The organism is Rhodobacteraceae bacterium M382 (genome assembly GCA_025141015.1).
Lineage (GTDB): Bacteria > Pseudomonadota > Alphaproteobacteria > Rhodobacterales > Rhodobacteraceae > Aliisedimentitalea > Aliisedimentitalea scapharcae.
Genome location: CP081098.1, coordinates 3,147,377 through 3,159,596, shown reverse-complemented (window position 1 = coordinate 3,159,596; position 12,220 = coordinate 3,147,377). Strand labels below are relative to the sequence as shown.

Here is a 12,220-nt window from a genome sequence, read left to right as displayed (position 1 = left end):
GGGGCACCCAAGCGCGGATCACAGAAAGACAAAGTGGCGACGTTTCACGTCGATCCCGCGGTCTTGCAACTGCTGTTCAAACTGGCGGTGCGGTGGCAGGGATTCAAAAGGGATCCGCAGCGATTTGCCCGTGTTCAGCTTCAGCGTGACCCGGATCGAGAAATCCCAACGGGTGTCAAATCGGGCGATGTCGATTTCCGCCAGGTCGATTTGATCGTGATGCGGACCACTGAACCAGCTGACATTTGTGTCCGTCAGGGTCAGCCCGGCCTGTGGATTGCGCCACAGGTCGGCCACGGCCGGCAGACCGGGCAGGGCCAGCCCCAGGATGATCCACCAGGCGGCGTCCACGCCCACCCATAGGCCCAACAGGATCAGATAATATGCCGCCACGCCAATCAGCGCCTTGGGGGTGCGGGTGTCGCGCCTGTGTATCAGGTCTGTGGGCATTGGCGGTTTCTCATCCATGCTGGGGGTGCTGGCACGGCTCACGCGTCCAGAATCCGCGTGACCATTTCAGTTGTATCCCGGCTGAGCGTGTCCACGGCGGCAATCCGCTCCAGCTGAGCCCGGATCAGGGTTTGCCGGTCCGCGTCATACCGTTTCCAGGTTTGGAAGGCAGAACACATGCGGGCCGTGGTCTGGGGATTGACGGCGTCCAACGCGATCAGGTGATCGGCAAGCAGAACATAGGCGGTCCCCGATGCGTGATGGAACCCGGCGTGGTTCATGGCCAATGCGCCCATCACTGCGCGGAACCGGTTGGGGTTCTTCCTGTCAAACAACGCGTGCCGCGTCAGAGCCAGGGCGACAGTGGCGGCGGTGTCCGGTGCGGCACAGGCGATCTGCAAACCGAACCATTTGTCCATGACCAACCGGTCGCCCTGCCATTGGTCGAAAAAGGCCTGTGTTTGTTCTGTGCCTTTGTCGATCGACAACAGACAGGTGAGCGCTGCGCTCTGCTGGGTCATGTTGTTGGCAGATTCATACTGGCGTGCCGCCTGTTCGCCGCCGTCCAGACGGGACAACAGGGACAACAGGCGAAAGTTCAATGCCCGTTTGCCGGACCCGGCGGCGTCTGGCACATAAGCGCCGGGGACCGTGGTGTCGGCATATAGCCGCGGCAGGCTGTCGGACAGGGTTTGGGCCAACGTCTGGGCAAAGGTTTCGGCGGCATCGTAGATTGCCTGCGGATCCGGGGTGATCCCGCGATCAAACAGCGATTGCGCCAGGTCCGATTGGCTCGGCGGGTGCAGCACCAATGCACGGAATGCAGGATCCTGGGAGTCATCGCGCACCAATTTCTGCAAAGCGTCCAGGTAATCCGCATTTGGCGCAGCGCCGTCGGTGATCATCGACAGACGCGCATCCTTGGCCAATGCGTTGCCTGCGTCCCAACGGTTGAACGGGTCGGTGTCATGGGCCAACAGGAACGCCCGTTCCCCGTTGCTGGTGTCCCGGTCCAGAATCACGGGGGCAGAAAAATCACGCAGGATCGACGGCACCGGTCGGGCGGACAGTCCTTCAAACGAAAAACTCTGGCGGGATTGGGTCATTTCCAGAATCTGCGTGGCGTGCACCTCGTCCCCATTGGGGCCCAGCAGTCCGACGGAAATCGGAATGACGCGGGCGGCCTTGTCCGGCTGTCCTGGGGTGGGGGGCGTCGATTGTTCGAAGGTCAGCGTATAGGTGCCGTCCTGATAGGCGTCGCTGACCGACAGACGCGGGGTGCCGGCCTGTTCGTACCACAGTTTGAACTGGCTCAGATCGCGCCCTGTCGTGTCCTGAAACACCGCCAGCCAATCTTCAATTGTGCAGGCCTGTCCATCGTGTCGGTCGAAATACAGATCCAACGCAGCCGCATAGGCGTCATCACCGACCAGCCGCTTGAGCATCCCGATCAGCTCGGCGCCCTTTTCATAGACGGTGGCAGTGTAGAAATTGTTGATCTCCTGAAAGCTGTCGGGCCGCACCGGATGGGCCAGCGGCCCGTTGTCTTCGGAAAACTGGCGTCCGCGCAGGTCGATCACATCGGCAATGCGTTTGACAGGCGCGCTGCGCATGTCGGCGGTGAACTGGGCATCGCGGAACACGGTCAGCCCTTCTTTCAGGCACAGCTGGAACCAGTCGCGGCAGGTGATGCGGTTGCCGGTCCAATTGTGGAAATATTCATGCGCGATGATCGCTTCGATCCGTTCGAAATTCATATCGGTCGAGGTTTCTGGGCTGGCCAGCACGCAGGAAGAGTTGAAGACGTTCAGCCCCTTATTCTCCATCGCGCCCATATTGAAATCATCCACCGCGACGATGTTGAAGATGTCGAGGTCATATTCGCGGCCATAGACCTGTTCATCCCAGGTCATGGATTTCTTGAGCGCCTCCATGCCAAAGGCGCATTTGCCTTCGTCCCCCGGACGCACCCAGATGTTCAGCTCCACATCCTTGCCGGATTGGGTGGTGAACCGGTCAGGGTGGTTGACCAGATCGCCTGCAACCAGCGCAAACAGATAGGCGGGTTTGGGCCAGGGATCATGCCATTCGGCCCATCCATCCCCGGACCCTGTGGGGTTGCCGTTCGACAGCATCACCTTTTCCGGTCCGTTGATGCGCACGGTAAAGGTCGACATCACATCGGGGCGGTCGGGATAATAGGTGATCTTGCGAAACCCTTCGGCCTCGCATTGGGTGCAATACATGCCGTTCGACATATACAGCCCTTCGAGTGCAGTGTTGTTTGCCGGGTCGATTTCGACAATCGCCTCCCAGATAAATGGCGCATCCGGTACATCACAGGTCAGACCTTCGTCCGTGACATCAGGCGCGACCGTCGTGCCGTCGATGCTCGCCGACATCAGGGTCAGCTGTTCGCCATGCAAAAAGAAAGCCCTGTCAGATGAGTCCGGGTTGGGCCGGAACGCAATGCGGCTGGTCACGCGGGTGGCATTGGGGGCCAGATCAAAGGTCAGATGGACGCTGTCCACCACATAACCAAAGGCGGTGTAGTCCTTGAGATAGATAGTCTGGGGGGCAGCGTCGCGCATGGGGGGCCTCGTGTGATGAATTGGCCCGACGTTAGGAAACTGGAGGGGTGGCTGCAAGCTGGCATTGCAGGGCGCGTGCGTGGTAGGGTGGCGTTGTATGCCGTTGTCTACAAAAAAACCAGAAAACTGTATTCGGTTAAATTGGTAAGTTTTCCTGACCGGCGTGTTTGCTGGCGGGAAATCATTCCTGTAACTGTCGTATGCAAGACAGACAGACGGTGTGACAGCCAGACATTGGGAGTGGCGAGGATATGGGTAACATGCGCAACATTCACGGGATGCAGGTGGCGTCCGAACTGGCCGAGTTCATCGAAACCCGGGCGCTGCCGGGAACCGGCGTCGATGCGGATCAGTTCTGGGCCGGGATGGGCGAACTGGTCAACGGGTTCGGGCCGGAAAACCGGGATCTTCTGGCGCAGCGCGAAAACATCCAGCGGCTGATTGACGACTGGCACAAAACCCATCGCAACCACCCCCATGACCATGAGGCCTACAAGACCTTTCTGGAGCAGATCGGCTATCTGCTGCCCGAAGGTGAAGACTTTGAAATCGGCACCGAAAATGTTGATCCTGAAATTGCCCAGGTGCCCGGTCCACAGCTGGTGGTGCCGATCACCAATGCCCGCTATGCGCTGAACGCTGCCAACGCCCGCTGGGGCAGCCTGTATGACGGGCTTTACGGCACGGATGCCATGGGCTCCAAACCGCCCGTGGGCGGCTATGACCGGGGCCATGGGTCCCGCGTTGTGGCGCGGGCGCGGGTGTTTCTGGATGAAGCGTTCCCGATTGTCGGCACCAGCCATGCGGACGTGCGTCGGTACCATGTGCAGGACGGGGGGCTGTTGATCGACGATCAGCCGCTGGCCAGCTCCGGTAAATTCGTGGGCTATCGCGGCAACCCCAAGGCACCAGATGCCGTTTTGTTGCGCAACAATGGTCTGCATGTGGAGCTGGTCTTTGACCGCGCCCATCCCATCGGCGCGCGCGATCAGGCCGGGCTGGCGGATGTGGTGATGGAAAGCGCCATGTCAGCCATTATGGACTGCGAGGATTCGGTGGCCTGTGTGGATGCCGAGGACAAGGTGCAGGCCTATTCCAACTGGTTGGGTCTGATGAAGGGCGATCTGGAGGCGACCTTGGAAAAAGGCGGGCGCAGCATCACCCGACGCCTGAACGCGGATCGTGCGTATTGCGCGCCGGATGGATCCGCGATGACGCTGAAAGGGCGGGCGCTGTTGTGGGTGCGCAATGTGGGCCACCTGATGACCAATCCGGCGGTGTTGGATCAGAACGGTGACGAGGCCTATGAAGGGCTGTTGGACGGTCTGATCACGGTGATGATCGCGATGCATGATCTGCAACGTGCAGGGGGCAATTCCGAACACGGGTCGGTCTATGTGGTAAAGCCCAAGATGCACGGCCCCGTTGAGGTCGCGTTCACGGATCGGATCTTTACCAAGGTCGAAGAAATTCTGGGCCTGGCGCGCAACACCGTAAAAATCGGCATCATGGACGAAGAGCGCCGCACCTCGGTCAATCTCAAGGAATGTATCCGTGCGGCACAGAACCGGGTGGCGTTCATCAACACCGGATTTCTGGATCGCACCGGCGATGAAATTCACACCTCGATGGAGGCGGGGCCGTTTTCGCGCAAGGATTTCATCAAGCGCAAGGGATGGATCACCGCCTATGAAAACCAGAACGTCGATATCGGGCTGGAATGCGGGTTGCAGGGCAAAGCACAGATCGGCAAGGGCATGTGGGCGATGCCGGACCTGATGGGGGCGATGCTGGAACAAAAGATCGAACACCCAAAATCCGGTGCCAATTGTGCCTGGGTGCCCAGTCCGACCGCAGCAACCCTGCATGCCATTCATTACCACAAGGTCGATGTGTTTGCGGTGCAGGACAAACTGAAAGCAGGTGGGCGTCGCGCCTATGTGGATTCGGTGCTGGAAATTCCGCTGGCCAATTACCGCAAATGGACCGCTGGGCAGATCCTGCGCGAGGTGGAAAACAACGCGCAGGGCATTCTGGGCTATGTAGTGCGCTGGGTCGATCAGGGGGTGGGGTGCTCCAAAGTGCCGGACCTCAATAATGTCGGCCTGATGGAAGACCGCGCCACCTGTCGGATCAGCGCCCAGCATATCGCCAATTGGCTGCACCACGAGGTGGTGACGGCGCAGGACGTGATGGCGGCGCTGCGCAAGATGGCCGTGGTTGTGGACGCGCAAAACGGTGATGACCCGAGCTATCAGCCGATGTCGCCCGAGTATGACGGGATCGCCTTTCAGGCGGCCTGTGATTTGGTGTTCAAAGGGCGAGTGCAGCCTTCGGGCTATACCGAGCCGGTCCTGCATGCGCGCCGGTTGCAGTTGAAGGCCGAAAGCTGAGCGCCTTTGGTGGGTTCGGGAACGAGGGGGCTGTCTGCCCCCTCGCGCTCCCCCGAGGATATTTCTGGCCAGATGAAAGGGATCAGGTGGAGCCCTTTGGTGGCGGCAGCGTCCCCTGTTTGTAGGGGGTCCAATCGGTGATTTCCGGGTAGAATTGTTTGCGCCAGGCGCGCACACGTGGGTTGAAGCGGCGCCGCCATAGCGGCGGGATCATTGCCAGCGCGGTCAGGGGCGGATAGCCCGTAGGCAGTTGCGGCGCGGCCTCGGGGCCGAAGCTTTGTAGCAGCGGATAGCGGCGCATCGGGTGGATATGGTGATCGGCGTGGCGTTGCAGGTTGATCAGAAGCAGGTTGGACACGGCATGGGTGGAATCCCAGCTGTGATGTGGTTTGACCGGTTCGTATTTGCCATCTCCCAGATGTTTGCGGGTCAACCCGTAATGTTCGACATAATTGGTCAGTTCCAGCTGCCAGATTGCAATGAAGGCCTGAAACACGAACAACCCCACACCGGTCCACCCCGCCAGAAAGTAGGCCAGGATCAGAAAACCGCCCTGAAGTGCTGCGTATTTCCAGAACGGGTTGCGCCGGTGCCAGACCGGCAGCCCAGCGCGCGCCAGTTTGGCACGTTCGGCGCGCCACGCCGATCCGGGGCCCTGCCACAAAACGCGGGGAAAATAGCGCAGAAAGCCTTCGTTGTAGCGCGCGGTAACCGTGTCGCGCGGCGTTCCGACCCAGGGGTGATGCACCAGCAGATGTTCCGTGCGGAAATGGCTGTAGAGCACGAGCGCCAACAGAAGATCGCCGAGATGGCGTTCGAAGCCGGATTTGTGAAACAGTTCATGCGCGTAGACGATGCCGACGGTACCCGTGGTGACACCGATGCCGAACATGACTGCCAGAAGGACGCCGGTGTCATAGTCGGCCTGGACGTCCAGATACCAGATCGTGCCAAACACCAGACAAAAGGAGATGGGGAACCAGATCCAGGTGAGCAGACGGAACCAGAACAGGTCACTGTCCGGCGTCTGTGGATCGGCGTTGCGGCGATATCTTCCAACAACCAGGTCCAGCACCGGCATCACAAGCCAGCCATAGGCCGGGATCAGCCAGATTGTCCAATCGCCCCGCATGACCGCCACAGCCACCAGAGGAACAAAGGTCAATGTCAGCCAGAAGGGCCAGGCAGCGGGGAGGCGGAGATCGGATCGGGTCATTGCTGGGGGTCCATTTCGGCATCAGCGTCGGGATCGCGGGGCGTTATGCGCAAATAGATGCCATCCCGCGCCCGAACGGTCAAATGCGCAACAGGGGTTGCGGGATGTTCGGGGAGTATTTCGAACCGATAGGCCCGGACCAGCATCGACAACAGCAACGGTCCTTCGGCCATGGCGAAAGCGGACCCAGGGCAAACCCGGGGCCCGGCGGAAAACGGAATATAGGCAGATCTCAAACAGGATTTGCCATTGGGTGTGGTGAAGCGATCCGGGTCAAACCCGTCCGGATTATCCCACAGCCGTTCGTGACGGTGCAGGTGCCAGGGGCTGAGAATGACCTGGCTACCAGGGCGCACGTCGCGGTCCCGCAGGCATTCGGATCGGGCAGCTTCGCGCACATACATCGGCACCGGCGGGTACAGCCGCATGGTTTCGCGAAACACCGCGCGTGACGTTTGCAGGCGGGACAAGGTCGAGAAATAGATCGTTTCGGGTTTGATTTCGCGCTGGGCCTCGGAGGCGACACGATCCTGCCAGTCCGGATACAGGGCCAAAAGATACAGCGCCCAGGCCAGAGCCGAGGCGCTGGTTTCATGACCGGCAAGGAAAAAGATCCCGATCTGATCTCCCATTTCGGCGGTGGAAAAGGTGTCGCCCGTTTCCGGATCCGGAGTTGTCATGATCTTGGTTGCCAGATCATCGGGCGCGGTTCCGGCCTGAATCTCGGCGGCGCGGGCTTGGGTCAGTTGGGCAATCAGGGTTCGAATGGTCCGCGCTGTGCGTTTGGTGGCGCGGGAATGGGGAACCCTGAGCCAGCGGGGCAGGGGCAATAGCGCGCCCAGGTTGACAATGGGCTGGGCCTGTTGATGGGCGCGAAAGGCGGCAAAAGCTGCCATGGCGGTGTCATTTTCAACCGGTACCGAAAACAGGGTGCGAAAGATCACATCCATCGCAGCGTGGCTGGTTTGAGCTTCGATTTCGACCGGCGATCCGTCGGCCAGAGGCCGGAGCCGGTCAACGGCCGCCACCCCTGCATCCCACATCGCCGGGAACACATGCCGCAGGCGTCCGCCTGCGAATGCCAGGTCGATAATGCGGCGTTGGCGTTCCCATTGGGCCCCGTTTGTGATGAACACCGAGTCGCCCAGCAGGGGTTTTAGTCCGGCGCGCACCCGATCCGATTTCGGGAAATCCCGCGGCCGCTCCTTGAGCACCAGATCGACCAGATCGGGATCATTGCACAGGTAACTGCGAAAAAATGGCGTGCGGAATTCGGCCATCCAGGCCCGGTACAGGCGCGCCGGTTGGGCTGACAGGATATCGCGGCGAAACATCCGCGCATAGGTCCACAAGGACACCCTGTCCGGGCGCGGTTTCGGTTTTGGTGGCAGCACCCCGGCGGAGGCTGGTGTGGTCATCTGGTTGGTCCCTGTCGTTCAGCCGGTTCGCGTGTCCGGGCCGGTTCTGGCCTGCGAGTTTTGCGGTCCCCGCGGGCGGTGTCGTTGACATTCCACAACAAACAGACGGAAATGCGACAGTTGGTGCCTGAACCGATGCAGGTCGGAAAGGGAACCCAGGCGAAATCCGCAAACAAACAGGGGTGGAACACATCACATGTCGATCAATTTGAAACGGGCCCGTACCATCATTCGCAAAGCGTTGGAAAAAGGGCGCGAACTGGAGCTGAAGCCATTGTCGGTGGTGGTGCTGGATGCGGGGGGACATGTGATTGCTTTTGAGCGCGAAGATATGGCCGCACCGGGGCGGTTCGCGATTGCCCATGGCAAAGCCTATGGCGCGGTGATGCTGGGGATGGCCGGGACTGCACAGATGGCGCGGGCCGAAGCGCAGGCTTACTTTATGGCGGCGGTGAATGGGGTCTACGGTGGCCAGGTGATCCCGGTTCCGGGTGGGGTATTGGTGCGCGACAAGAAAGGCACCATTGTCGGAGCGGTCGGTGTCACCGGTGACACATCGGACAATGACGCGATTGCGGCCCAGACAGGGGTCGAAGCGGTCGGGATGACGGCAGAGATCTGACACGGACCTGGGTCGAACACCGGCACACGGGGCACCCCGTCAGCAACCCATGGCGAGGCCCCCGTTTGCCGGATCCTCGTTTGCTGGCCCCCCGTTTTTGGACCCGGGGTTGATGCCTCACCGGGGCACAGCGCGCCGTCGTAAGAGGGCTGCCAACAGAACGATCGCGGCGATCCACTGTGTCTGGGAGGACTGCGGGTCCGGCGCGATTTCGGCGCGCAAGAGTGGCGGGAACAGGAGGTCGTCAAAATGCGCTTGATGATCCCATCATTGAACAACCGCATCTGTCCGCGCTCTGCTGCCCAGTCAGCCACGGGAATGGGGTGCACATCCTGTTTCACCACAGCAACATGTGCCCCGCACAGAGGCGCCATACCCAAGTTGCCCCTAGGGACCCCAGCATGGGTGAACAGCGACATGCGCGAAGGTGCAGAATTGCAGCCCATCTAGGACCGCGATAAAGTCAGGTAACAGCACCAATAAAGAGAGCAACATGACGCGTCCCAAGGTCGGTATTATTGGCAACTCCTATTTGATCAACGATCAGTATCCGGCCCACGCTGGTGGCACCATGAACTCCGAAGCCGTGGCCGAAGTCGCCGGATGTATGCCGCTGTTGGTGCCGTCAGATCCAAGATTTCTGTCGGTTGATGAACTGCTTGAAACCTTTGACGGGTTTCTGTTGACCGGCGGGCGGCCCAACGTGCATCCCCATGAATATGGCGAGGTTGAAACCGATGCGCATGGCGCATTTGACCGGGCGCGGGATGCCATTGTCCTGCCGCTGGTGCGGGCCTGTGTGGACCGGGGGCAGCCGTTTCTGGGAATTTGCCGCGGTTTTCAGGAAGTGAACGTGGCCATGGGGGGGACACTGTACCCCGAAATCCGTGATCTGCCGGGTCGGATGAACCATCGGATGCCGCCGGATGGCACGCTGGAAGAAAAATTTGCCCTGCGTCACGTGGTCAAGATGACTGAAGGCGGTGTGTTCCACCGTCTGTTCGGGGCACCCGAAGTGATGACAAACACGCTGCATGGACAGGGGATCAAAGCGCCGGGCAGCCGGATCGTGATTGACGGTCTGGCCGAAGACGGCACGCCCGAAGCAATTTTTGTCAAGGACGCACCGGGGTTCACGCTCTCGGTGCAATGGCACCCGGAATGGGACGCGGCCAATGATCCGGTGTCACGTCCGCTGTTTTCCGCCTTTGGCGACGCAGTGCGGTCCTGGGCGCGGGGCGAGCGCCCCGGAGGATTGCAAAAAAGCGCCTAGGGGCCTGATCGGTTGGGCGTTTTGATCTCGGGGGATGCTCTCGGGCGCATTCAGGCCGCCAGCAATTGTGCCTCGTGGCGTTTCAGGCAAATCCGGGCGGTGTCTCCAAAGGATGCTTTGTGGCTGCGCAATTCAGGGAACAGGCTGAACATCTCTTCGCGACAGGGATCGCGTAGCGCGGTCAGGGCGCTGTCGCCGGGAAAAAAGCTTTCGGTTGCGGCCCCGTTGGCATAAATCACTTCGTGTTGATCCAACATCAGATGCAGATAGGTAACGGCGCTGCTTTCGCGTTTTTGGACCCCATCGTGACCCAAAAGATGTTTGGCGGCGACCAGCACTTCGCGGTCCCCGAATAACAGCTGCGCGCGCGCACCAGTCCACAGGATTCTATGCTGTGGCGACACCAAAAGCGGCGCGCTGGCATCTTGCAGAATTGCAGTAGATATCTCGATTGGTGCAAACTTTCCCTTGGCCTGAACCCGTCGGCTGCCGACCCAGCGCAAAGGTTGCAGACCATTGTCGCGGGTAACCAGCAAATCTCCGGGTGCGAGCGTTTCGATCGCGCGTGGCCCCTTGTCCGTGGCAATCAAGGTGCCGGGGGTAAAGCAGATGATGTTTTCGATGTTTGAAAACGTCACCAGAGACCCGTCTGTCATCTCGACGGTACCGGCTTTTTCATCCGGGGTGTTGGTGGTCAGATTCAAGGTCGACAGATCGGCCAAACCGTTGAAGTCGAGCGTATCGCCGTCGGTTTCGTCGCCTTCGCCACCGACAATGGTGATGTCAGCGGATCCGGGGTCGTTGGTGTTGGTCAGAACAAACAGATCGTCGCCATCACCGCCATCGGCGTCGTCGCCTTCGCCGACGTTCAGGGTATCATTTCCCGTCCCACCGGACATCTCGTCCGCGCCGCGGCCGCCAACCAGGACGTCGTCTCCGCCCATGCCGAACAATTCGTCGTTGCCCGTCCCGCCGTTCAGCGTGTCATTGCCGTCGATATTGGGGATCGTGTCAAAATAAACATCGCTGACCCAAATTGCCTGCGTTCCCCCCTGGCCGTTTTCGTAGATGACTTCGATCTGGGACACCGGCCCGGCGATTTCAATCAAGGCCGACCCTGATTGGTCCAACTGGCTCCCGGTGAAATCACCGGCGGTCAACGTGTTGCCGACGACTGTGCCCGGGCTGCCGCCGGATTCGTCGATTGTAATGTCCACCGCCACCGGGTTTCCGTCTGCATCATAGGCATTGATGGTCAGAATATCCCGGTGATTGCCCGCGAAGAAGTCGATGTCATTGATCCGGAAGGTGACGTTCTCCACCTCGTCCTGAACGTCCGCACCTGTGCTGGCGGAAAAGTTGAACGTGGTTGTCGATGTCGGTCCGGAACCCTGACCAGACAGGTTGAGCGACGAGTGGTCGGAAAATGGCTCACCTGAGCCGACATAGGTCTGATCCGTGGTTTCCACCACGAATTCGGGGTCGTTGTCGCCGTCATCCGTAAAGGTGACCGAAACGTCGATGTCGCCGGTGTTCTGGGTAAAATCGCTCAGATCGGTTCCGTCGGTCCCTTCGGCAAACCAGTTCAGCGATTCCGTCGTCGAACCGGGGCCGTCCCCATACAGGATATCGTCGCCCGAATTGCCGCGGATGATGTCGTCGCCGGATCCGCCGTAAACCGTATCATTTCCGGAGGCAGAGCGAATGTCATCATTGCCAGCCAGCCCGAGCACAAAATCTTCGTTCGATGCCGTGTCGTTGATGCCATTGCCGTTGGCATCCACATATCCGTTGTTGATGACGTCATCACCGTCGGTACCGGTGACGATGTTGAGTTCGGAATAGAAGGGGATTGTTACGGTTTCAGCGGACGTCAGCGTGCCAACAGGGCCCAGATCGGGCACAAAATAGACGTTGCCATTGGTTGCGAGAATATAGTCGCCGGTTTCCAGTTCGTTGTAATAAGTGGTGAAACCGAAGGTCCCGGACCAGGCCCATTCGCCTGATCCCAGATTGGTGTCTTCGGTAAACGTGAACAGCGAACCGCTGATGCCGTCCGCCTTTGTCAGGGTCTGGTCCGCCCCAAGTGATACTAGATAACCGTCTGGCATAACGTGCTCTCAATCCCGACAGAGAAAAACGCTCTCTGTTTCCACCCTGCTTTTGGCCGCAGGTACGCTTGTGGATTTACGGGTATCGGATCAGCAGGGCCTGAATGCGGAGCGCCCCTGTCCGGAATGAGAAAGCTTTGTGGCAG

8 protein-coding genes are annotated in these 12,220 nt (G+C 59.9%); 3 read left to right on the top strand and 5 right to left on the bottom strand.

The window, feature by feature from the left end; genetic code table 11:
- Positions 1 to 18 precede the first annotated feature (18 nt).
- A complete protein-coding gene (locus K3727_14690) occupies positions 19 to 450 on the bottom strand; it encodes a hypothetical protein (protein ID UWQ90039.1) in 432 nt (143 codons plus the stop codon).
- Between the two features lie 38 nt (positions 451 to 488).
- A complete protein-coding gene (gene pepN / locus K3727_14685; GenBank protein ID UWQ90038.1) occupies positions 489 to 3,041 on the bottom strand; it encodes an aminopeptidase N in 2,553 nt (850 codons plus the stop codon).
- 251 nt (positions 3,042 to 3,292) lie between these two features.
- Here pepN and K3727_14680 point away from each other — a divergent pair, with 251 nt between their 5' ends.
- On the top strand, positions 3,293 to 5,434 hold the full coding sequence (locus K3727_14680; GenBank protein UWQ90037.1) for a malate synthase G: 2,142 nt from the start codon (positions 3,293 to 3,295) through the stop codon (positions 5,432 to 5,434).
- An 82-nt stretch (positions 5,435 to 5,516) separates the two neighbouring features.
- Here the strand turns inward: K3727_14680 and K3727_14675 are convergent, their stop codons facing one another.
- Positions 5,517 to 6,650, bottom strand: coding sequence for an alkane 1-monooxygenase (locus tag K3727_14675; protein ID UWQ90036.1), 1,134 nt, complete (start codon positions 6,648 to 6,650; stop codon positions 5,517 to 5,519).
- A complete protein-coding gene (locus K3727_14670; GenBank protein ID UWQ90035.1) occupies positions 6,647 to 8,068 on the bottom strand; it encodes a cytochrome P450 in 1,422 nt (473 codons plus the stop codon). Before K3727_14670 ends, K3727_14675 begins: the two co-directional genes overlap by 4 nt.
- 196 nt (positions 8,069 to 8,264) lie before the next feature.
- Between K3727_14670 and K3727_14665 the strand changes: the two genes are divergently transcribed.
- Both K3727_14665 and K3727_14660 read left to right on the top strand, forming a co-directional pair.
- Positions 8,265 to 8,690: a heme-binding protein gene (locus tag K3727_14665; protein UWQ90034.1), complete on the top strand. Its 426-nt coding sequence runs from the start codon at positions 8,265 to 8,267 to the stop codon at positions 8,688 to 8,690.
- Positions 8,691 to 9,183: 493 nt separating this feature from the next.
- Positions 9,184 to 9,963, top strand: coding sequence for a gamma-glutamyl-gamma-aminobutyrate hydrolase family protein (locus K3727_14660; protein ID UWQ90033.1), 780 nt, complete (start codon positions 9,184 to 9,186; stop codon positions 9,961 to 9,963).
- 50 nt (positions 9,964 to 10,013) lie between these two features.
- Here K3727_14660 and K3727_14655 read toward each other — a convergent pair whose 3' ends face one another.
- Positions 10,014 to 12,074: a Hint domain-containing protein gene (locus K3727_14655; protein UWQ90032.1), complete on the bottom strand. Its 2,061-nt coding sequence runs from the start codon at positions 12,072 to 12,074 to the stop codon at positions 10,014 to 10,016.
- Between the last annotated feature and the right edge of the window lie 146 nt (positions 12,075 to 12,220).